Source organism: Rhodococcus sp. JCM 9793 (genome assembly GCF_055380405.1).
In genome coordinates this window covers 3,713,337-3,734,685 of sequence record NZ_AP043721.1, presented here as the reverse complement: position 1 = coordinate 3,734,685, position 21,349 = coordinate 3,713,337, and the positions used below count along the sequence as shown (strand labels likewise).

Annotated in this window: 19 protein-coding genes and 2 pseudogenes; 12 read left to right on the top strand and 9 right to left on the bottom strand. The window is 67.2% G+C overall.

Annotated features, from left to right (window positions below):
- Positions 1–58: 58 nt before the first annotated feature.
- The 8 genes from ACZ46K_RS19325 to ACZ46K_RS19290 form a co-directional block, all read right to left on the bottom strand.
- Positions 59–1,120 carry a quinone-dependent dihydroorotate dehydrogenase gene (locus ACZ46K_RS19325; RefSeq protein WP_054807361.1) on the bottom strand — a complete coding sequence of 354 codons (1,062 nt, stop codon included), beginning with the start codon at positions 1,118–1,120 and terminating at the stop codon, positions 59–61.
- Positions 1,121–1,161: 41 nt separating this feature from the next.
- On the bottom strand, positions 1,162–1,416 hold the full coding sequence (locus ACZ46K_RS19320; RefSeq protein WP_464744200.1) for a DUF5703 family protein: 255 nt from the start codon (positions 1,414–1,416) through the stop codon (positions 1,162–1,164).
- 2 nt (positions 1,417–1,418) lie between these two features.
- Positions 1,419–2,426 (bottom strand): NHL repeat-containing protein, encoded by a 1,008-nt coding sequence (locus ACZ46K_RS19315; protein WP_464744198.1) that lies wholly within the window; start codon positions 2,424–2,426, stop codon positions 1,419–1,421.
- A 132-nt stretch (positions 2,427–2,558) separates the two neighbouring features.
- Positions 2,559–3,344, bottom strand: a complete 786-nt coding sequence (locus ACZ46K_RS19310; protein WP_464749405.1) for a heme ABC transporter ATP-binding protein — start codon at positions 3,342–3,344, stop codon at positions 2,559–2,561.
- An 86-nt stretch (positions 3,345–3,430) separates the two neighbouring features.
- Positions 3,431–4,492 carry a FecCD family ABC transporter permease gene (locus tag ACZ46K_RS19305; RefSeq protein WP_464749403.1) on the bottom strand — a complete coding sequence of 354 codons (1,062 nt, stop codon included), beginning with the start codon at positions 4,490–4,492 and terminating at the stop codon, positions 3,431–3,433.
- 69 nt (positions 4,493–4,561) lie between these two features.
- Positions 4,562–5,548 (bottom strand): heme/hemin ABC transporter substrate-binding protein, encoded by a 987-nt coding sequence (locus ACZ46K_RS19300; RefSeq protein ID WP_464749402.1) that lies wholly within the window; start codon positions 5,546–5,548, stop codon positions 4,562–4,564.
- Between the two features lie 44 nt (positions 5,549–5,592).
- Positions 5,593–6,258, bottom strand: a complete 666-nt coding sequence (locus tag ACZ46K_RS19295) for a biliverdin-producing heme oxygenase (protein ID WP_054810972.1) — start codon at positions 6,256–6,258, stop codon at positions 5,593–5,595.
- A 90-nt stretch (positions 6,259–6,348) separates the two neighbouring features.
- Positions 6,349–7,287, bottom strand: coding sequence for an aldo/keto reductase (locus ACZ46K_RS19290; protein WP_464744195.1), 939 nt, complete (start codon positions 7,285–7,287; stop codon positions 6,349–6,351).
- A gap of 207 nt (positions 7,288–7,494) precedes the next feature.
- On the opposite strand from ACZ46K_RS19290, the gene ACZ46K_RS19285 reads away from it, so the two are divergent.
- Genes ACZ46K_RS19285 through ACZ46K_RS19270 form a run of 4 tightly spaced genes read left to right on the top strand, consistent with a single transcriptional unit; the run spans position 7,495 to position 10,564 of the window.
- The gene (locus ACZ46K_RS19285; RefSeq protein ID WP_054807415.1) at positions 7,495–8,340 is read left to right on the top strand and encodes an undecaprenyl-diphosphate phosphatase; all 846 of its coding nucleotides are present in this window, start codon (positions 7,495–7,497) and stop codon (positions 8,338–8,340) included.
- 57 nt (positions 8,341–8,397) lie between these two features.
- Positions 8,398–9,129, top strand: a complete 732-nt coding sequence (locus ACZ46K_RS19280; RefSeq protein WP_464744193.1) for a histidine phosphatase family protein — start codon at positions 8,398–8,400, stop codon at positions 9,127–9,129.
- A 45-nt stretch (positions 9,130–9,174) separates the two neighbouring features.
- A complete protein-coding gene (locus tag ACZ46K_RS19275) occupies positions 9,175–9,762 on the top strand; it encodes a DUF3090 domain-containing protein (RefSeq protein ID WP_054810771.1) in 588 nt (195 codons plus the stop codon).
- A 4-nt stretch (positions 9,763–9,766) separates the two neighbouring features.
- Complete coding sequence (locus tag ACZ46K_RS19270) at positions 9,767–10,564, top strand: SCO1664 family protein (protein ID WP_464744191.1); 798 nt, start codon at positions 9,767–9,769, stop codon at positions 10,562–10,564.
- Between the two features lie 22 nt (positions 10,565–10,586).
- Here ACZ46K_RS19270 and ACZ46K_RS19265 read toward each other — a convergent pair whose 3' ends face one another.
- Complete coding sequence (locus ACZ46K_RS19265) at positions 10,587–11,540, bottom strand: DUF808 domain-containing protein (protein WP_054810772.1); 954 nt, start codon at positions 11,538–11,540, stop codon at positions 10,587–10,589.
- 166 nt (positions 11,541–11,706) lie between these two features.
- Between ACZ46K_RS19265 and mshC the strand changes: the two genes are divergently transcribed.
- The 8 genes and pseudogenes from mshC to ACZ46K_RS19225 form a co-directional block, all read left to right on the top strand.
- The gene (gene mshC / locus ACZ46K_RS19260) at positions 11,707–12,948 is read left to right on the top strand and encodes a cysteine--1-D-myo-inosityl 2-amino-2-deoxy-alpha-D-glucopyranoside ligase (protein ID WP_464744188.1); all 1,242 of its coding nucleotides are present in this window, start codon (positions 11,707–11,709) and stop codon (positions 12,946–12,948) included.
- 177 nt (positions 12,949–13,125) lie between these two features.
- A complete protein-coding gene (locus ACZ46K_RS19255; protein ID WP_464744186.1) occupies positions 13,126–14,499 on the top strand; it encodes a hypothetical protein in 1,374 nt (457 codons plus the stop codon).
- 90 nt (positions 14,500–14,589) lie between these two features.
- Positions 14,590–15,825, top strand: coding sequence for an AAA family ATPase (locus ACZ46K_RS19250; RefSeq protein ID WP_464744184.1), 1,236 nt, complete (start codon positions 14,590–14,592; stop codon positions 15,823–15,825).
- A complete protein-coding gene (locus ACZ46K_RS19245; RefSeq protein WP_464744182.1) occupies positions 15,822–17,060 on the top strand; it encodes a vWA domain-containing protein in 1,239 nt (412 codons plus the stop codon). Before ACZ46K_RS19250 ends, ACZ46K_RS19245 begins: the two co-directional genes overlap by 4 nt.
- Positions 17,061–17,333: 273 nt before the next feature.
- On the top strand, positions 17,334–17,981 hold the full coding sequence (locus ACZ46K_RS19240) for a type IV toxin-antitoxin system AbiEi family antitoxin domain-containing protein (RefSeq protein WP_464744180.1): 648 nt from the start codon (positions 17,334–17,336) through the stop codon (positions 17,979–17,981).
- Positions 17,978–18,748, top strand: coding sequence for a nucleotidyl transferase AbiEii/AbiGii toxin family protein (locus ACZ46K_RS19235; protein WP_054810340.1), 771 nt, complete (start codon positions 17,978–17,980; stop codon positions 18,746–18,748). Before ACZ46K_RS19240 ends, ACZ46K_RS19235 begins: the two co-directional genes overlap by 4 nt.
- 147 nt (positions 18,749–18,895) lie before the next feature.
- Positions 18,896–19,279, top strand: a pseudogene (locus tag ACZ46K_RS19230) (NERD domain-containing protein); the annotation flags it as partial.
- Between the two features lie 407 nt (positions 19,280–19,686).
- A pseudogene (locus ACZ46K_RS19225) lies at positions 19,687–21,312 on the top strand (helicase-related protein); the annotation flags it as partial.
- Between the last annotated feature and the right edge of the window lie 37 nt (positions 21,313–21,349).

Here is a 21,349-nt window from a genome sequence, read left to right as displayed (position 1 = left end):
GTACACTTCAAGTGACCGAACGTCACCTTCGGCCGGTCGGTGGGGCGGAGTGGCGGTCTCAGCGACCACCGACCGCGTCGGCAATCGACGCGTAGCCGGAGGCCCGCAGTTTGCGGGCAAGGCCCTTGTTGAGTCGACGCGTCCAGAACGCGCCGCCGTAGATGAACCCGGTGTAGCCCTGCACCAGCGATGCACCGGCCAGGATGCGCTCCCACGCTTGCTCCGGCGTCTCGATCCCACCGACCGATACCAGCGTCAAACGATCACCGACACGCGCGTACAGCCGGCGCAGCACCTCGAGGGACCGCGTCGCCACGGGAGCACCCGACAGGCCGCCGGCCCCGATCTCCTCGATGCGGGCGGCGTCCGTACGTAATCCGTCGCGGCGGATGGTGGTATTGGTGGCCACGATCCCGGCGAGCTTCAACTCGACGGCGAGATCGGCGACCGCGTCGACATCCTCGTCGGACAGGTCGGGGGCGATCTTCACGAGCACCGGCACCGTCACAGTATCGAGGACCGCCTGCAGCAGCGGGCGCAGCGACTCGACGGCCTGCAGATCCCGCAGCCCGGGGGTATTCGGGGACGAGACGTTGACCACCACGAAATCGGCGAGCGGTCCCAACAGTTGCGCGCTTGCGGTGTAGTCCTCCGCGGCCTGCTCGGCGGGCACGATCTTCGTCTTGCCGATGTTTGCGCCGATCGGCACCGTCCGGCGACGCTGTCGCAGATGATTGGCGGCCTCACCGGCACCGTGGTTGTTGAACCCCATCCGGTTGATCAGCGCGCGGTCCTCCGGCAACCGGAACAGTCGCGGCGCCGGGTTGCCGGGCTGCGCCTGCGCCGTGACCGTACCGATCTCCGCGAAACCGAACCCGAGCGGGCCCCACGCATCGACGCCCTTGGCGTCCTTGTCGAATCCGGCGGCCATACCCACCGGATTCGGGAACCGAACGCCGAACACGGTGTTGTCCAGAATCGGATCGTCTACGGCGAGGATCTTCGACGCAAGCGCGCGGGTCGGTCCGAATCCTGTGATCAGGCGCAGCACCAGAAACACCAGATGGTGGATCCGCTCCGGCGGCACGAGAAACATCACGCGAAGAAGCAAGCTGTACACGAACAACTCCCTGCAATCCGGGCAGCGACCCGGGTGATCGATCAGCGGACGGTGGGTTCGGGGATGTGATGGCCGGTCTTGCGGCGACGCAGCAGCACCCGCCGACTGCCGTCCGGATACAACCGCAGCCGGGTCAATTCCCAGCCGTGGAACTCGGCGGAGATCGCGAGCCGGAGCGAGGCACTGATCCGCGACACTTCCTTCGGAAGCTTCAGCGGCACGTACTCGTAGTCGTCGTTGCTGGTGTCCCACCCCACGGGGAGGCGGGTGAACCGGCTCGCATTCTCGCCTGCCATCACTACCCTTCGACCGGAATCCTCTGTAGTCCGTCGCCGGTCGCGGATGCCACCACCAGCGCCGCATCGGCCGGATCGACGGCGAGCGAGTTGGGTTGCTGCACCGTCGCGAAGCGGTGGCGCTCCCTCGGAATACCGGTCGACAGATCGTAGCCCACGACCTCGTTGCTGCCGGTCAAGGTGACCCACACCAGGTCACGTTTCTCGTCGTAGGCCACCGCATACGGTGCCGGGCCTGTCGGATACCGCTGCCGCAGGACCAGCGAATCGAGGGTGTGGACAAGCAGTTCGTCGTCGTCGGTGTCGGTGACGATGACACGCCCGAACGGGTCGCTGGTCATTTGAGTGGCGCCGTCACCGGCGCGTAGCGCGACACGCAGCTTCGAATCCTCGAGGTCGAGTTCGGTGATGGACGACTGGTGCCGGTCCAGAGCAGCGACGGTGTCGCCGGCCACCGTGAGTGCGTCGACGGAGATGAGCCCGCCGATCGTCGACTCGACCTCACCCGTCTCGGGAGCGACGATGAGCACAGTGCCTCCCGCGGTGCCGACCGCCCAGCGACCGTCGGGCAGGACCGCAGCCGAGAGAGCTTCGCCGTCGACCGGCACCTCCGTGACGGTTCCGGTGGTGGCGTCGACCTGCGCGACCACGCCCGCCGCGGGAGCCAGCACGGTTCCGTCAGGTCCGGGGGAGACGGTCGCTGCGGCTGCGGGCAACACCACCTCGCGCGGGTCTGCGCCTGCGCCATCGATCAACAGCATCTGCTGCCCGTCGTCGACGAGGGCTGCGACGACGCTGGTACCGGGCGCGATGACCATCGCGTCGACCGACTCCGCGAGGGGAGTGACGACACCGGCAGGGGTGGTGGTCACCGCGGGTGCCACCGCAGCAGTGGCCGGTTCGCGGGTCGGTACCGATTCGGCCGCATCGTCGGACGAGGAGCATCCGGCGACCAGTGTCACCGCGAGCCCGATCACCACCGCGGCGCTGCGCATCACCGGTCCACCCATCGTCGTTGCTCCTCGCTGTTGTGCTGTGGCTGTGGCAGTGCCCTGAAGACGCCGCCGCCATCCAGTGTTCCCGATCGTCATCCGGCGGGTGCAGGCGCCTCCGTGCCGATCAGCGGCGGTGTGATGCGGCGCTCACAGCGTGGGTGCAGGCCCTTCCCGATGCGGCAGCACGAGCGGAGTCCCGGTCTCCGGGTGAGCGCTGACCCGCACCGGATAGTCGTAGACGCGGCTGAGTAGGTCTTCGGTGAGCACTTCCTCCGGGCCACCGTCGGCAACGAGAAGACCTTTCTCGAGCACGCAGATGCGGTCGGCGTATGCGGCTGCGAGCCCCAGATCGTGCAGGACCACCACCACGGCATGACCGTGATCGGCGCGGGACCGAACCACACGCATGATGGTTTCCTGATGTCCGATGTCGAGCGCGGCGGTCGGTTCGTCCAGCAACAACGTCTGGGTTTCCTGCGCCAGCACCCGCGCCAGCGCCACCCGGGCCCGTTCGCCTCCGGACAACGCAGGGAACGGCCTGTCGGCCAGATGCGCGACGTCGCACGTCGCGAACGCATTCCCGACGACTTCACGGTCTGCGGACTGGCGATCGGTGCGTGCCCACGCAGCCCGGCCCATCTGCACCACCTGCCGCGCTGTGAACGGAAATCCGACGGTGTGCTGCTGCGGCAGCACGGCGCGTCGCCGCGCCAACGCCAGCGGAGTCCACTCGTCGAGATCACGTCCATCGACCTCGACGTGCCCGCCGCTGAGCGGATGATCTCCGGTCAGGGCCGCGAGGAGCGTCGACTTGCCCGCGCCGTTGGGGCCGACCAAGGCCACGACCTCGCCGACGCGGACCTCGAAGTCGATGCCGTGCAGAATCTCACGTTCGCCGCGCTGCAACCGGATCCCGGTGCCGCGCAGTGTCACGGCACCGGGCTCGGATCGTTCGGGCAGGTTGTGGCGCCCGCGCAGCCGACCGAGCGAAGCGATGGGAGAGGTGAACGAGGATCTGCTCACGCCCACCCGCCCTGCTTGGCGCGGGTGCGCCGCAGCATCCAGAAGAACACCGGACCGCCGATGAGTGCGGTGAGCATGCCGAGCGGCAGATCGGCGTTGGGAACGAGGGTGCGGGCGCCGAGATCGGCCGCGAGGAGCACGACCGCGCCTCCGAGGACGCTGGCGAACATGAGTACGCGGTGGGCGGGGCCGAGTGCCAGACGCATCAGGTGCGGCACCACGAGCCCGACGAACATGATGATGCCGGTGAACGCCACCGCCCCGCTGACCAGCACCGTGACCGCGACGATCGCCACCTGGCGTACCCGCTCGACGTCGACACCGAGATGGCGGGCGACGCTCTCACCGAGGGCCAGCACATCGAGTTTGGGTGCGAGCACGATCGCGACTGCCACCCCGACCACGGTGAGCGGGGCGACGACCCCCACGATGTCCCAGGTGGCGCCACCGAGACTGCCCAGCTGCCAGAACACGATCTGATCGCGGGCCGCGGGATTTGCGATGAACGTGAAGAACGCAATGAGTCCACCGGCCATGGCGTTGACAGCGACACCGGTGAGGATCACGGTGACCACCTCGGTCCGACCCCCCGAGCGCGACATCGCGTACACCAGGAACGTGGTGACCAGACCGGACAGCAGCGCCGCCCACGCCAGCGACCATCCCGAGGAGAAGGCGCCGCCGAGCACTATCACCGCGGACGCGCCCACAGCAGCGCCGGACGACACCCCGATCACACCGGGCTCGGCGAGAGGGTTCGCGAAGATGCCCTGCAGCAGCGCACCGGAACAGCCCAGTGCGGCGCCGACGAGGATTGCCAATACCACCCGCGGGAACCGCACCTCCCACAGTGTGACCTCACCGGCCGGGTGGGCGGGCATCGGACCGATGTCGAGTCCGATGCGATGGAGCACGCTGCCGACCACTTCGGCGGGGCTGGTGGGCACCTGGCCGAGGCACGCCGACACGATCGCGAGCGCCACGAGCGCGACGACGAGACCGGCGAACACCACGGTGGTGCGGGTGGGGCCGGCCTTGCGGAGCGCTTCGGCAGGCAGCCCGGTGGTTTCGCCGACCTCGCTCACAGCGGGCACGCGATCAGGGGGTGTTGGGTCACGCGACATCGGTCACGCGGCGTCGGAAGGGTAGAACGCCTCGACGAGCGCTGCGAGAACTTCACCGGTCTCGGGTCCGAAACTCAGCAGCACCGCGTCGTCCATGTCGACGATGCTGCCGCTCTTCCCGGCCGGGGTCTGCGCGACACCCGGAAGCTCGGCCAGGCCCTCCGGTCCGCCGACGGATTCGAGACTGTGCGTCATGATCAGAATCGTGTCGGGTGCGGACGCGATCATGGCCTCGCTGGTGATCGGCATGAACTGCGATTCGAGACCGGCCACGGTTCCTGCGTCGCGCCCGCCGAGGGCTTCGATCAACGCATCGGCACCGGACCCCGGGCCGCCGAGCATTTTGATCGCTGAGCCGCGTAGATACAGGAACGCGACGGTGAACTCGGGGTGCTCCGCCGGAACGGAGGCCTGCGCCGCGGCGATCTCCTCGTCGGTGCGTTGCACCAATGCCTCGCCCGCCTCGGGCACACCGAGCGCTGAGGCGACCGACTCGATGCCCGCCGCCACGGTGTCGAGGCTGCGTTCCGGATCGACGAACACCACCGGCACGCCGGTGTCGCGCAACTGCTGCTGCACGGCCAGCGGACCGATCGAGGTGTCCGTGAGAACCACGGTCGGATTCAACGCCAGGATCGCTTCGGTGTTGAGGCCGTGCCCGCCGGGCGTGACGTTCGGCAGGTGCTCACCGGCGGGGAATATTGCGGTGGAGCGGCCGACGACATTGTCGCCGAGACCGAGCGAGAACACGGTCTGGGCGAGGGTCCCGGAGCGGTCCGCGACGACGATCCGCGACACATCGGTCACGGTGGTATCGACACCGTCGAAACTGCGCACCGTCGTGGGAAGCGTCGGGGACGGATCGGTGGTGATCGGTCGTGGATCGGGGTCGGCGACGATTGCGGTGCGCGCGCCGGCAGCCGCCGATGTTCCGGTTCCGTCGGAGGAATCGGTGCTGCAGCCGCCGAGCACGAGCACGACGATCGACATGAGCAGCGCCGACAGGACCTTCACGGTCGAACGGAACATATCGTTCAGACCCGCGCCCGGTAACGGTCGAGATCGGCGGCCAGGTCGGCAAACAACGCGCCGTTGAGACCGAAGACGAGGTTCGCCTCGTCGATCACCTGCTGCTGCTGGGTCTCGTCGAGGGGGGCGGCATCGAGCTTGGTGCGGTAGGAGTCCTTGAACGGCTTCGTCTTCGGGATTTCGTCGAAGATGTAGAAGCGCAGCCCGTCACGGTCGTAGCCGTAGGCGCGTTCGAGCATGCGGCGGATGATCTGCCCGCCGGACAGGTCGCCCATATAGCGCAGGTAGTGGTGCGCCAGGAAGGCTTCCGGGGATGCGGCCGCGACCTGCTCGAGTCGTTCGACGTACGCGATGGTCGCAGGGAGTGGCGCGAGAGACTCACGCCACTGCGGTCCCAGTAGGAACGTCAGGTCGGCCTCGAGAGCCGGGGTGCGCAGCAGGTCGTCGGACAGGAACGGGCCGACGATCGGATCGGCGGCGTAGGTGCGCCCGATCCGTTCGAGTGCTTCGTATACGAACCAGGTCTGGGCGATCAGCGCGGCGTGCGCTGCGGCGTCGAGTTTCCCGTCGAGCAGTTCGGTGACGAACACCGAATTCTCGGTGTTCGTATGCGCCTGCTGTGTCTCGATGCGGATCCGCTCGGCGAATCCGGCGATCTCGGTCGCGGTCATCGACCCACCTCTCTGTGCTGCTCGGCTACCAGACCTCTTGGCAGGACAGCCTAACCTTTGCGTGGTGGACCGGCGAGGTGCGGTTCCGTCTCACGCGCTGACGTCGTCGAGTGCGGCCGAGATCGCAGGCGGCAACGCCAACTCCTCTGCGACCAGCACCCCTGTCAACTGTGCCAGATCTCGCGCCCCGACCAGGGCCGAGGCGACATGCGGACGATCACGCACCCACGCCAGCGCCACGGCGAGCGGTGAGGTGCCGAGCCCGTCCGCGGCGGTCGCGACCGCGTCGACCACCCGGATTGCGGACTTCGTCAGATACCGCTGCACTTCCTCGGTGTGCACATCATCGGCGCCCCGCGAGTCGACGGGCGTTCCGGTGCGGTATTTCCCGGTGAGGACGCCACCGGCGAGCGGGACCGCAGCGAATACACCGACACCGTGATGCGCGGCTGCGGGGATCAGTTCGTCCTCGACCCCCCGGGCGAGCAGCGAGTACTCGACCTGCGTGGACACCAGCGGAGCAGGTCGGCCGGTGTGCGCCGCCGCGGTCGCGAGCTGCCACCCGAGGTAACCGCGCACCCCCACATAGCGGACCCGACCGCTGGACACCGCGAACTCGAGCGCCGAGGCGACTTCGTCGATCGGGGTGTGCGGGTCCCACGTCGCGACCTGCCAGATATCCAGGTGGTCGGTGCCCAGTTCGCGCAGCGAGTGATCGAGCTGAGTGAGCAGACCACCGCGCGAGCAGTCGACCCGTCCGGCACCGAGCTTGGTGGTGTCGATTCCCGAACTGCCCGAGAGAACCAGTTCGTCGCGGGGGACCACATCGTCGAGAAGTTCGGCGAGGATGCGCTGGGCTACCCCGTCACCGTAGGCAGGGGAGGTGTCCACGAGGGTGCCTCCCGCATCGACGAACGCCGACAGTTGAGCGGCCGCCTCGTCGCCGTCGGTGCCGCGTCCCCATGTGAGCGTTCCGAGTCCGAGCCGCGACACGCGCAGCCCGCTCGACCCGACTGTCCTGTGTTCCATACCGCGTGTGATCCTCCCGAGCGAAGGGAACCGGTCGATCGATGCACGACCATTCCCGCTAGTGGCACCCTAATGTCGGAGACGCGACAGGTGATGGTTCGCCGCGCCGCGTACTGTTTCGCGGGTGAATCGGAATTTGCGCTCATCTGCTGCGTGCACATCGACCCACCGCCCTTCCTCATCTCGCGATCGTGCCGAGGTCGCGAGATGACCGAATCGATGACCTGGCTGCAGACGATCATCCTCGGACTCGTGCAGGGTCTGACCGAATTTCTGCCGATTTCTTCGTCCGGTCACATGCGGATCGTGTCCGAGTTGTTCTTCGGAGCAGACGCCGGTGCATCGTTCACCGCCGTGACACAGCTCGGTACCGAAGCCGCCGTTCTGTTGTTCTTCGCCGGTGACATCTGGCGGATCCTGTGCGCGTGGTTCCGTGGCGTGTTCCACAAGGAGCATCGCGAGAATCACGACTACAAGATGGGGTGGTACGTGATTCTCGGCACCATCCCCATCGGCATCCTCGGGCTGGTGTTCAAGGACGAGATCCGCACCGGCGCGCGCAACCTGTGGCTCGTCGCGACCATGCTCATCGTGTTCTCGTTCGTCATCGCCGCCGCCGAGTACTACGGACGCCAGCGCCGCACCGTCGACCAGCTCACGCTCAAGGACGGTCTGGTCATGGGCTCCGCGCAGGCACTCGCGCTGATCCCCGGTGTCTCCCGCTCGGGCGGCACCATCTCCGCAGGCCTGTTCCTCGGCCTGACCCGTGAGGCCGCGGCCCGTTACTCCTTCCTGCTGGCCATCCCCGCAGTTCTCGCCTCCGGCCTGTTCAGTCTCCCCGATGCATTCGAACCCGTCGGTGAAGGACTCGAGGCTTCGGGTGCGCAGCTGGCCGTTGCGACGATCATCGCGTTCGGTGTCGGCTACGCGGCGATCGCCTGGCTGCTCAAGTTCGTGGTGAGCCACTCGATGTACTGGTTCGTCGGATACCGCATCATCGTCGGCCTGCTCTTGTTCGGACTCCTCGGTACCGGCGTGATCTCGGCCACGTAGCATCGCGTCGTCCGTGCGTCTCCGCCGCGGCGCAGCCGGACCTCTAGGCTGGATTACATGACGGTCATCCTGCTGCGCCACGGACGGTCGACGGCCAACACCTCTCACATGCTGGCCGGTCGCGCCCCCGGAGTGGAACTCGACGAGGTCGGCCACGTCCAGGCGAAGAACCTCCTCACCCGACTGACAGGTCTCGAGATCACCGAGATCGTCCGGTCACCCCTGCTGCGTTGCCGACAGACAGTGCATCCACTGGCCACCGACCGAGGTCTGACACCCACCATCGACGAACGGCTCGCCGAGGTCGACTACGGACAGTGGACCGGCCGCAAGATCAGCGAACTCGTCAGCGAACCGCTGTGGAAGGTCGTGCAGCAGCACGCCTCCGGCGCGGTGTTTCCCGGAGGGGAAGGTCTCGCGCAAGTACAGTCCCGCGCGGTCGCCGCGATCCGCGAGCACGACCGCCGCCTCGCCGCCGCCCACGGCAAGGACGTCGTGTGGGTCGCGTGCAGCCACGGCGACGTCATCAAATCGATCCTCGCCGACGCGCTCGGGACCCACCTCGACGGATTCCAGCGCATCGTCGCGGAACCCGCGTCGATCAGCGTCGTGCGCTACACCGACACCCGGCCCTTCGTGCTGCGCGTCAACGACACCGGCGGCGATCTCTCCGGTCTCGCCGTCGCCGAGGCTCCGAAATCCGTTCCCGGGGGCGAAGTACCCGGCAGCGGGTCCGACGAATCCTCGACCGACGAGGCCGGAGAGGGACTCGGCACCCGGGGCGGATAATGACAGTGACCGACATGGCACAGTGAACGGACTCGAGGAGGTGCAATGGCCCGCGCGATACACGTCTTCCGGACTCCGGACCGGTTCGTTGCCGGCACCGTCGGTGAACCCGGCGACCGGGTGTTCTACCTGCAGGCTGTACACGACTCCCGGGTGGTGAGCGTGATCCTGGAGAAGCAGCAAGTACAGATCCTCGCCGACCGGATGGGTCTGCTGCTCGAAGAGGTGCACCGACGCTTCGGCACCACATTGCCGGAGGATGCCGACGTCGACACCAGCCCCCTCGAAACCCCCATCGACGCGGAATTCCGGGTCGGCACCATGGGGCTGGGCTGGGACGCCGATTCCGGCGCCGTCGTCGTCGAACTGCTCGCGGTCACCGAGACCGAACTCGACGAGTCCGTCGTCCTGGACGACACGGAGGAAGGCCCCGACGCAGTCCGAGTGTTCCTCACCCCGATCCAGGCCCGTGGCTTCGCGACCCGCTCCGAGATGGTCGTCTCCGCCGGTCGTGCCCCGTGCCCGCTGTGCGGCGAACCTATCGACGGTGAGGGGCACATCTGCGTGCGCACCAACGGTTACCTGCGCACCACTGGGTTCGATCCCAGCTCGTGGTTCGACGAGGAGAACTGACGTCGTGTCCGTACCCGACGTGCGCAACGTGCTGTCCGACGGGGAACTGACCGTCGTCGGACAGGTCGTGCATGCCAGCAACGCCACGCTCGTCTGCGACGCGCGCCTCGACTCGCAGACCGTGCGCTGCGTGTACAAACCCGTCCGCGGCGAGCGACCCCTGTGGGACTTCCCGGACGGCACGCTTGCCGGTCGTGAGGTCGCCTCCTACCTCGTTTCCGAAGCGCTCGGCTGGGGTGTGATCCCCCTGACCATCCTGCGTGACGGCCCGTTCGGGCCCGGCATGGTCCAACGCTGGATCGACACCCGCGAGGACTCCACCGACCGTCTCGACTTCGTCGACATCTGTCCCGTCGACGAAGTCCCCGACGGATGGCTACCCGTGCTCCGCGCCCGCGACATGGACGGAAGCGATGTCGCTCTCGTCCACGCCGACGACCCGCAACTGCAGCGCATGGCCGTCCTCGATATCGTCCTCAACAACGCCGATCGGAAGGGCGGGCACGTCCTCGAAGATCTCGACGGTCACGTCTATGGCATCGACCACGGCATCTGCCTGCACTCTCAGAACAAGCTGCGCACCGTGCTGTGGGGATGGGCCGACTCCACCGTGGATCAGGCACTGCTCACCGACCTCGACAAACTCGCCCGCCGCTTCGACGGCGACTTCGCCGACGTGCTGCGCGAACACATCACCGGCGCGGAGGTCGCCGCGCTGCACCACCGCATCACGGCACTGCTCGAGCAGCCCGTGATGCCCCGACCCATCGGGGAGCGGCGCATCCCGTGGCCGGCGTTCTGAACCTGCCCGCGAACTGATCGGGTCAGTGCGCGGCGGCGCTCTTCTTCCGCTTCGGAATCATGTGCACGACCAGGACGACGATCGCACCGAGGATGAGCCCGACGACGGCAGACGTCACGGTCCCTGCAGTCCAGGACAGCACCCCGTCGAACCCGCCGTGCACGAGCTCACCGAACCAGTGCTCGAGATCGTGGAGGCGATCGGCAGGCCAATGGAACCCGGCTTCACCGACATTGACGATCAGAATGTGTCCGCCGACCCACAACATCGCCGCGATACCGACCACGGTGAGCACTGTCATCACCTTCGGCATCGCCGACACCAGACTCCGCCCGATCCGCTGAGCGAAGGAGGACTGTCGACGCGCCATCGCCAGACCCAGGTCGTCCATCTTCACGATCAACGCCACCACCCCGTACACCAGGACGGTGATGAGGATCGCGACGACGATCAGCACCAACAGCCGGGTCACGAACGGTTCGCTCTCGACCGACGACAGTGAGATCACCATGATCTCGGCCGACAGGATCAGATCGGTACGGATCGCGCCGCTGACCATGGTTTTCTCGAACTCGGGTCCCCGCTCGGCGGCCGGCACGTCGTCGTCGGCATGATGACCGCCGAAGAGAGCTTCGTAAACCTTCTCGGCACCCTCGAAGCACAGGAACAGGCCACCGGCGATCAGCAGATACGGCAGCGCCTGCGGAAGGAACTGACTGAGCAGCATGGCCACCGGCAAGATGATCAGCAGCTTGTTGCGGATCGATCCGATCGCGATCTTGCGGATGATCGGCAGTTCGCGGTCGGGGGAGAACCCGTGCACATAGCGCGGGGTGACGGCGGTGTCGTCGACGACCACCCCCGCCGCCTTGATGCTGGCCTTACCGGCAGCAGCACCGATGTCGTCGATCGACGCCGCCGCAGCTTTCGCGAGCACCGCAACGTCGTCCAACAGGGCGACGAGACCACCAGCCACGGGAACCTCCCACAATTGTTCTTGTGCAGAGCCGAACGCACATGGTCGTGGTCGACACCGAACCGTACCGAATCCATGGTGACGCACGACGGCGGTGCCCTCGGTGGGATCCGACTGCAGCAGGGGCCCGGGCGCCACGTTTGCCGATTCCATTAGGCTCGGGTGCATGCTGTCTTGGTCCGATGTCGCGATTCCGTCCGTGCCCGGTGAAGGCCCCCCGCTGCGGTTGTTCGACACCGCCGACCGAGCGGTGCGACCCGTCACCCCGGGCGAGACCGCCACGATGTATGTCTGCGGCATCACCCCCTACGACGCCACCCACCTCGGTCACGCGGCGACCTACCTGGCCTTCGATCTCGTCAACCGCATCTGGCGCGACAACGGGCACGACGTCCACTACGTGCAGAACGTCACCGACGTCGACGACCCGCTGTTCGAACGCGCCGACCGAGATGGTGAGGACTGGGTCGTGCTCGGTATGCGCGAGACCGCGCTGTTCCGCGAAGACATGGAGGCACTGCGGGTCCTGCCGCCGCGCGACTACATCGGCGCCGTCGAATCCGTGGGTGAGGTCGTCGAGCTCGTCGAGAAGCTCGTCGCGTCGGGCGCCGCCTATGTCGTCGACGACGCCGAATACCCCGATGTGTACTTCCGCGTCGACGCGACCGAACAGTTCGGATACGAGTCCGGGTACGACCACGCCACGATGATGAAGTTCTTCGGCGAGCGTGGCGGCGACCCCGACCGCCCAGGTAAGCGCAACCCGCTCGACGCCCTGCTGTGGCGTGCGCAGCGTCCCGGTGAACCGTCCTGGCCGTCCCCGTTCGGCGATGGTCGCCCCGGCTGGCACATCGAATGCGCCGCAATCGCGCTCAACCGAATCGGCAGCGGCTTCGACGTCCAGGGCGGTGGCAGCGACCTGATCTTCCCGCACCACGAGTTCTCCGCCGCGCATGCCGAGGCCGTCACCGGCGACCGCCGCTTCGCGCGGCACTACGTGCACACCGGCATGATCGGCCTCGACGGCGAGAAGATGTCCAAGTCGCGCGGCAACCTGGTGTTCGTCTCGAAGATGCGCGGTGAAGGCGTCGACCCCGCCGCGATCCGGCTCGGCCTGATGTCCGGCCACTACCGCGTCGATCGGCCGTGGACCGCTGATGTCCTTGCGTCCGCAGAGGCGCGGCTGGAGTTGTGGCGGCAAGCGGCGGCATTGACGTCGGCGTCGTCGGTCGACGACACGATCGCGCGGTTGCGTCAGCACCTTGCCGACGACCTCGACACCCCCAAGGCCCTCGCTGCCCTCGATGCGTGGGCGCAGTTCGCGGTCGACCGCGGCGGCGACGACGCCTCGGCGCCGGGACTGTTCGCCGACGCCGTCGACGCACTGCTGGGAGTTCCGCTGCGGTAATCGCTTTTGAGTGTGCAGTTTTGGTCGCGATGCCCGGCGTGTCACGACAACAACTGCACACTCGTTCTCGTGCGTCAGTGCAGAAGCGCACTGGCCGCAATCGCCGCGACACGCTACGATTGCGCCGATGACAACCTTCTCTGATCCAAGATTGGGGGCCCAGTTCGCTCACGGTGAGTGCTGATGCACCCTCCGAACGCGAACGGGTTTGACCCCCGACTGTCCTTCTGGCCGCGCGTGCGCGAGTTCGCCGTGCCGCCGTCCGTGATCGAGGCCGCAACTGCCCGACGTCTCGCCGGCGACTGGCGCGGCGCCTGTGACGCAGCGGGATTCGATGTCGAGATCGACCTACGCGGGCTGGCCCACGCGCACGGCCGTGGCGTCGCGTCGCAAGTTCTGGACGACCTACGTCACCTGGCACCCGACCTGCTGCGCTGGCACCTACCGCGGGTGGCCCCCGACGGACTGTTGCGCCCCGGGCTGACCATCGCACTGGCCCGATACGGTCCGCAAGAGCACCGAAAACGTTGCGGTGGAACAGGTTCGGTGAATCTCGTGGTCCGCACCGCTCCGGCGTGGGCCGATGCCGGGCAGAGGATCGTGCTGGCACTGTGGGATGGCTCGGATTCCGCGAACCATCCCCATCCGCGACCCGACAGACGATTCCGACTCGACCTCCACCGGCACCTGTGGGATGCGCGGAGGTGCGGTGATCTACGAATTCGCAGTGGGACAGGGCAAGTGCCAGACGCTACCGCGCTCGACCCGGCCCTGGATGCCGTGATTACGGACGGTTGCGCCGTCGACCGCTGGGCGGCCGAATCCCGCATCCTGTTCCGCGCGGACGGCCAGCGCGACGGCCCTGTGCGGGTGCGGTGCGGGGGCCGACGCGACCTGGTGGTGGATCCGGTCGGCGGCACCGATCCCGCCGCGATACGACTCGTGGACGATTATCCGTCCGGCCGACTCGCCGCGCTGCCGGTGCTACCCGATGCCGCGACCTGGGTATTACCCGATCTGGAGTTGATCCGGTCGGGAGCGATCACCGCCGACGGGCTGCACCCGCTGGTCGCCGCTGCCCTGGACCCGGACTGGTCGCCGCCGCCGTCATCTGCGGGATCGACGCCGACGAATCGGACCAACATTGTCGATTGCCGTGGTGAACGGCACCGGATCGGGTTGGTCGACGGTGCACTGACCGCACTGGATCATGATCCTGCCGAGACTCGGCGCGAGGAACTGCTCGCCGCACTGGGCGGCACCCCACTGCCGTGTCTTCAGGTCATCGACCAGGCGCATCGCCGTCCGGACTGCCTGCCGGGCGTCCGTGAACGTCTGGATCACGGAGACACCACCGGGGCATTGGCAGTCGTCGAAGGACTGCTCGGTCCCGACGCTGTCCTCCGTGACGGACCCCTGCTGGACGCGCTCCGTGCGGCCGTCGAGCGTCGCACCACGTACGACCGGTTCCGTACTGCACCGGTTGAGACACCGCCGCCCGCATCTCGACCTCGGCGCCCCGGACGGTTGCGCCGAACCCATTCACGCTGAACCTTCTCCTCGCTTCCTGAAACCCACTGTCCCGCAGCGCGGCCGACCGGCCACGTCCTGCTGATCCTCGAGATATCACAGGTGATACACATGTCTTCCACGCTCCTTTCAGACAGTCCCGGCAACATCGAACTCGACAGTGCCGCAGAGCTGTTGGCGATGCTCGGCGCAGTCACCACCGAACCTCGCCCCGACGACCAACTCGAGGCCCTCACCCTGGCGGTGGCCGCGGACCTACCGGTACTGCTGTGGGGCGAACCGGGAATCGGTAAGACCGCCGCCCTGACCCAGCTCGCCGAAGCCCTGGACCTACCGCTGACCACCGTTATCGCGAGTGTGCACGAGCCGTCGGACTTCTCAGGTCTGCCCGTTCTCGGGGACGACCCCGCCACACAGGGTGTCCCGATGGCCCCGCCCGACTGGGCCGTCCGGCTCGTGCAGGCCGGCCGCGGGCTACTTTTTCTGGACGAACTGTCGACGGCGCCGCCTGCCGTACAGGCGGCCCTGCTCCGTCTCGTCCTGGAAAGACGAATCGGGGCACTACAACTCCCACCCGACGTCCGCATCGTGGCCGCCGCCAACCCACCGTCCTCGGCGGCGGACGGCTGGGAGCTGAGCCCACCTTTGGCGAACCGATTCGTGCACCTGCACTGGACATACGACCACGACGTGGTCGTCCGAGGCCTCGGCGGGACCTGGCCACGCGCGACGCTGCCCCGACTCGACCCGGCGACGTTCTCCGACGCGGTGGCGTTCGCCCGCCGCGCGGTCTGTGAGCTCCTCACCGCCCGACCTGCTCTCGTGCATCAACTGCCCAGCAGTCAGACCCGCCGCGGCAGCGCCTGGCCGTCGCCACGCAGCTGGGACATGACCGTGCGGCTGATCGCATTCGCGACCGCCACCTCGTCGTCGAAGGATGTGCTGTCCCTGTTGGTCCGGGGGAGTGTCGGTGACGGGCCCGGTTTCGAATTACTGGCCGCGATCGAGCGCATGGATCTCCCGGACCCCGAGGCGCTGCTCGCCGATCCCGCGTCCGCCGACCTCCCCGATCGCGGAGATCTGCGCCAGGCCGTGCTCGACGCGGTGGTCGCTGCCGTCCGCCGACGGCCGGAGAAGTCGCGCTGGGACGCGGCGTGGGCAATCCTGGTCACCGCGGTGGAGAGCGGGCCACCCGACCTCGTGGTAGTCCCGGCGACCACCCTTGCCGCCCTGCGCAGGGACGAGTGGGAGGTGCCTGCGGCAATCGACAGGCTCGCCGGCGTCGTGTCGGTCTCTCAGGCGGCAGACCTCGCCGGCGACCGTGCCGCCGCACAGGCCGGTCGATGACGGCGGCACCTGTGGTCGACTTGGACAAGATCTACGCCGCGCGGTTGTATGCCGCTCGTGCCCGGCCCTACCTCGCGACCGCCTTGTACGCGCTGCACATCGTCGCGTCGCTCCGCGTGCCGACCGTCGGCGTGGACCGGCATTGGCGCTGCTACGTCTCACCTGCCTTCCTGACTCAGCGACCGGTGGAGGAACTGGCCTCGGTCCTGGTCCACGAGGTCTCGCATCTGCTGCGCGATCATCACGGCCGCAGTGACCGCTACGCCCTTGCACACGAATTGACCTCCCGCGCCGATCGGCTCCGGATGAATCTCGCCGCCGACGCGGAGATCAACGACGACGCGTTCGGCGACGGACTGCAAACACCTCACGATGCCGTACTGCCGTCCACCCTGGGATTGCCCGGCGGCCGGCTCATGGAGGATTACCTGGGCGAGTTCGGACTCGGTCCGTGGACAGACACGGTGTCGTGGCTCGATTGCGGCAGCGGTGCCGACGGGCTGAGCCGGGAGTGGGAACTGGGTCCAGAGGGCGCCAACGCGCTCAGTGACGAGCAACGAGACGCGGTGCGCTTCAAGGTGGCGCACAGCATCATCGGGCAGCCGGGCAGTAGCCCTCGCGGATGGCGGCGGTGGGCAGAGGAGGCTCTGCACCCGCCGCAGCCGTGGCGCGCCTTGCTGGGTGCGGCGATCCGCTCGGCTACGTCCTCGTCCGGCGCCGGCGATGACTACACCTACCGCCGGCCGGCGCGGCGATCTGCAGCCGTGCCCGGCGCGGTACTGCCGAGCCTGCGTCGGACGCCGCCTCGGGTCAGTGTCATCGTCGACACGTCGGGCTCGGTGAGCGACGCAGACCTGGGCGGCGCGCTGCTCGAGGTGGCCGCCATCGCGCGGGCCGTGGGTGGGCGCCGAGACCTGGTCACGGTGCTGTCCTGCGACTCGGCGGCGCGGGTCGTACACCCGCTGTGCCAGGCCGAGGACATTCCACTGTTCGGGGGTGGTGGCACGGATCTGCGCGCTGGATTCGAGAGGGCGCTGCGCAGCCGATTCACCCCCGACGTGGTGGTCGTGCTCACCGATGGGCAAACCCCTTGGCCCCGTAGCCGTCCGGGGTGCAGAACGGTGGTCGGTCTGTTCCCTCGGATCGTTCCCCCGAACGAATCGAACCCCGACTACATTCTCACCCGGCCACCGGAATGGGCGCATGTAGTGGAGATCGGCACATCGCGCACCTGAGCGCCATCACGTGCATGCATCGTACGTCGCGCGTAGGGCGGCTCTATGACCACAACCGCGCACTCGAACTCGGGGAATGCGCTGCAGCGTGCTCGGAGTCCGCTTTTCGGAAACGGTCGGTTGTGGTTCGGCAATCCGGGGAGTCCGTGGGCTGCGTCGACGAGGTCTGTCGCGTGCACGCCCGCGTATCGTGCATCTACCCTATACTCAATTCGTATATAGTGTGCATTTCGTAGGGTTTAAGCCTACGAAATGCACACTGGAAGGACTGATGTGGGCACGTTACGTGGGACGCCGCTGCCCGTCGAGCTTGCGCGGTCCGAACTGCGTACGTTCCGTCCCCAGGACGCTGCCCGCGTGTATGCGCACCCGCGTCCCGAGCTGTCGAGGCTCGTTGACCGGGGAGTCTTGCACAGGGTGGCCCACGGTTACTACATCGTCGTCCCGCAAGACCAGGTGGGGCGTCCGTGGCTTCCCGGACTGGAAGCTGTTGCCGCGGGGATCGCCTCGACGATCTACGGAGCAGACCGAGCGGTGCTGATGGGTATCAGCGCAGCGCGGGTGCTCGGTGCGATTCCCCGTGCACTGGCCACCGCCGTCGTCGCCGTCCCCCGTGCGCACAGGCCAATCGAGTTGAGCGACCGTCGTGCCACCGTCCGGTTCGTGCAGCGTGATACTGACGCGCTCGACGCTGAACGCGTGGACACAGCACTCGGCTCTGCACTTGTCACGACACCCGAACAGACAGTGCTCGATCTTGCCCGTCGGCCTCTGCTCGGAAATGCAGAGCCCGAGATCGCTGCGGCGATCACTGCCCTCTATGGCCGCAGCGACCCGGACCGGCTCGCCGAACTCGCGGAGCCTCAGCGTCTTGTCGCTGCCTTGCGACGCGCTGAAATCTGGGCAGGAGTGCGGTCATGATCCTCGACGAGCGAGACGCCGTTGTCGCACAGTTCGGTGTCTCACCGGAACAGGTGGAGCGCGACCACCTCATCTCACACCTCCTCGCCGCAATCGCGGATCGCTTCGCGGACCGCGTGCATTTCATAGGAGGCACCGCGCTCGCGCGTACTCACCTCCCGAGCGGTCGTCTCAGCGAGGACATCGATCTTGTTGCTCTGGGTAATCGGAACGAGTTGGCCGTCGAACTCGACGCTGCACTCGAACGTGCTGTCGCGCGGACACACGGTCGTCTGTCCTGGGAGCCGGCGCTCACCGCCGTCCGAGATACCGAGGCGGCGAATCTCCGTACCCGCGGCGGTCTGTCGGTCAAGATCCAGTTGTTGTCCTCCCGCGACCGGACGGTGTGGCCGGCAGAACCTCGGAGGCTGGAGCAGCGCTACAGCGACGCGCCACCGGCGACACTGGCTGTGCCCACGTTGCCTGCCTTCGCGGCAGGCAAGACCGCCACGTGGCACGATCGTCGCGCGCCGCGCGACCTGTGGGACTTGTGGGCGCTCGCTGCGATCGGAGCAATCGACGTCGCGGCTGCCGATCTCTTCCGACGGCACGGACCGACCAATAACCCACCCGGACCGTATCTGTTCCGCACACCGCCGAGCGAGAGTGCCTGGTCATCGCAGCTGGCCGCTCAGACTCGATTGAACATCAGCGCCGCGTCCGCGCTCGCAACCGTCCGTAACGCATGGGCCCGCGTCACCGATCACGAGCTGGGTGACCGCGCGTGACGTTCGAGGAGTGATCGATGGCGATTCGCGCTGCGCACTGAGCTGCCCCAGGTTGGCACGACGGCCATCGGGCGGTAGCCGCGGGCGCTTATCCGGCCGGGTAAGTTGTGACGGACGTGAACGATCGGATGGGCAGGGTGGTACTCGGTGCACAGTGACCGCTGGGTCGAGGTCAGTCCTTCCCCGTTCGATCATGAACGTGAAGGACTCGAACGGATCAAGGAGATCCTCCCCGACGCCCCGCCGTACCGGGCGTGGTCGAACTTCGAGTTCCGCGACAACCGCGGCCGCTGGCACGAAGTGGACCTGCTGGTCCTCGCCCGCGACACCCTGTACCTGATCGAACTCAAGTACTACAGCGGTACCTTGCGCGGCAACGATCACGTGTGGAGCCGTGGAAACTACCGTTCCGAGGATTCGCCGCTGTTGCTTGCTCGGAAGAAGGCGCAGTACTTCTCGTCGCTGCTCAAAGACCGCTTGGCAGAGAAGACCGGGCAGAAGAAGCTCAAAGGCGTCATCCCGTACGTCCAGGAACTGGTGTATCTGCACCACCCGGACCTGAAGTGCATGCTTCCCTCCAACTCCGCGATCAACCTGTACGGCATCGACGGCAACGAGCACCGCAGCTACCTGCCCGGCATCAGCGAGCGGCTCCTCGCGCCGTCGAAACACGAACCGGTCTCCGAAGAGAAGTCGCTGCTGATCCGCGACCTGATGGCCGCGATCGGACTCGCACCGCGCCGCCAGCGTGAGGTCGGCTCGTGGGTGATCGACGAGCAACCACTCGGCGACGGGGAAGGTTGGCAGGACTGGCCGGCCTTTCATCACGTCGACATGGAGCGCGCGGCTCGCATCCGTTTCTACCTGCCCAAACCCGGCGCCACCTCCGCCGAGGAACACGCGCGGGCGCGCGGCGTCGAACACGAATACAAGCTGCTGTCCCGGCTCAAGCCGGCGACGACCGCGGCTGGCACTTGCTCGCCGTCCTCGAACGACTGGCCCGCGTCGCAGGCCGCGACATCCAGCGCATCGGTCTGTCAGCGACCGTCGGCAATCCCGACGGGTTGCTGGCGTGGCTGCAGGGGAGCACAACCGATCGGCCGCGCCGTGTCGTCGCGCCGGACGTCGGAGCACCCGCTACTGAACCCGACATCACCGTCGACTATGTCGGTTCCGTCTCCAACGCCGCCACCGTCATCGCGTCTCTGCATCAGGGCGAGAAGCGGTTGGTGTTCGTCGACTCGCGCCGCCGCGCCGAGGAGCTCGGTGCGGCACTGCGTGATCGCGGCATCACCACATTTCTGTCTCCTTCATCGTTGTCTGCCGCCGAACGACGTCAATCGGAAGAGGCGTTTGCCGAGTCCCGCGACACCGTGATCGTCGCGACGTCCACGCTCGAACTCGGTATCGATGTCGGAGACCTCGACCGCGTCATCCAGATCGGCGCACCCCGCACCGTCGCGTCGTTCCTCCAACGGCTCGGACGGACCGGACGCCGCGCCGGCACCTCCCGCAACTGCCTGTTCCTGTGTCTGGACGACGAAAAGGAATTGCTTGCCCTCGGCATGCTGGATGGCTGGGCGCGCGGATGGGTTGAGCCGATCACGCCGCCACCATCTCCGCGACACATCGCAGCACAACAGATGATGGCGCTGTGCCTGCAGGAACACCGCATCGGTGTGGCGAGTTGGCGGCAGTGGTGGGGGAGTCTGCCGATCTTCGACGACGCCGCGGACAACATCATGAAGTTTCTGTGCGAACAGGGGTTCTTCGACCGCGACGGCGAATTCCTGCACATCGGACCGGAAGCCGAACGGCGGTTCGGCCGCCGCTACTTCTCCGACCTGACTGCAGTGTTCAGTGCCCCACCGGAATTCACAGTGCTCGCCGGGCGCAATGAAATCGGCACGATCGGCACCGACCTACTCACCGAAGAGGTCGAGGGACCGCGGATCCTGCTCCTCGCCGGCCGCTCGTGGAAGGTCACCCACATCGACTGGCCGCGTCGACGCTGCTTCGTCGAACCCGTCGACTCGGGTGGACGAGCAAAATGGTCCGGACTCGGTGGCGGCGTCTCGTACGAGATCGCGCAAGGTATGCGATCGGTGCTGCTCGGTGCGACGCCACCGGGTGTCACGCTGACTCGACGAGCCGAATCAACCCTTGTCGACCTGCGAGCGAGCTATCTGCCTGCGGTCGATGTTGATGCGGCGGTCATCGCTCTTCCATCCGAAGGCAGCGGACGATGGTGGACGTGGGCGGGTACTGCAGCCAACCGCACCCTGCAGGCCTCGTTGCCATCTCTGGTCGACCCTCGGCAACGAATCGACGAGAAATCGTTGCGCCTGCTGCCCGATGTCACCGCACGCGATGTGTCCGCCGCTCTCGCACAGATTGCGTGGCGCGCGCCGACGGTCGCGGCCAATGCGGTCTCGGGACTGAAGTTTTCCGCCGCGTTACCGCCGGGCCTCGCGGAACGGACCTTGGCCGAGCGACTCGGTGATGACCAAGGCGCACACGCGGCACTCGAGGTACCGCGCACCATTCATCGCAGGTTCGAGTAGCGAGCGCGTTGTGCGAGCCCGCTCTTCGGGAACGCTC

Excerpts from the sequence above, each read along its gene's own strand:
- ACZ46K_RS19320 (WP_464744200.1), bottom strand. The coding sequence starts at position 1,416 with ATGGCAGGCGAGAATGCGAGCCGGTTCACCCGCCTCCCCGTGGGGTGG.
- ACZ46K_RS19315 (WP_464744198.1), bottom strand. The coding sequence starts at position 2,426 with ATGGGTGGACCGGTGATGCGCAGCGCCGCGGTGGTGATCGGGCTCGCG.
- ACZ46K_RS19300 (WP_464749402.1), bottom strand. The coding sequence starts at position 5,548 with ATGTCGATCGTCGTGCTCGTGCTCGGCGGCTGCAGCACCGATTCCTCC.
- ACZ46K_RS19295 (WP_054810972.1), bottom strand. The coding sequence starts at position 6,258 with ATGACCGCGACCGAGATCGCCGGATTCGCCGAGCGGATCCGCATCGAG.
- ACZ46K_RS19290 (WP_464744195.1), bottom strand. The coding sequence starts at position 7,287 with ATGGAACACAGGACAGTCGGGTCGAGCGGGCTGCGCGTGTCGCGGCTC.
- ACZ46K_RS19285 (WP_054807415.1), top strand. The coding sequence starts at position 7,495 with ATGACCGAATCGATGACCTGGCTGCAGACGATCATCCTCGGACTCGTG.
- ACZ46K_RS19280 (WP_464744193.1), top strand. The coding sequence starts at position 8,398 with ATGACGGTCATCCTGCTGCGCCACGGACGGTCGACGGCCAACACCTCT.
- ACZ46K_RS19275 (WP_054810771.1), top strand. The coding sequence starts at position 9,175 with ATGGCCCGCGCGATACACGTCTTCCGGACTCCGGACCGGTTCGTTGCC.
- mshC (WP_464744188.1), top strand. The coding sequence starts at position 11,707 with ATGCTGTCTTGGTCCGATGTCGCGATTCCGTCCGTGCCCGGTGAAGGC.
- ACZ46K_RS19250 (WP_464744184.1), top strand. The coding sequence starts at position 14,590 with ATGTCTTCCACGCTCCTTTCAGACAGTCCCGGCAACATCGAACTCGAC.
- ACZ46K_RS19245 (WP_464744182.1), top strand. The coding sequence starts at position 15,822 with ATGACGGCGGCACCTGTGGTCGACTTGGACAAGATCTACGCCGCGCGG.
- ACZ46K_RS19235 (WP_054810340.1), top strand. The coding sequence starts at position 17,978 with ATGATCCTCGACGAGCGAGACGCCGTTGTCGCACAGTTCGGTGTCTCA.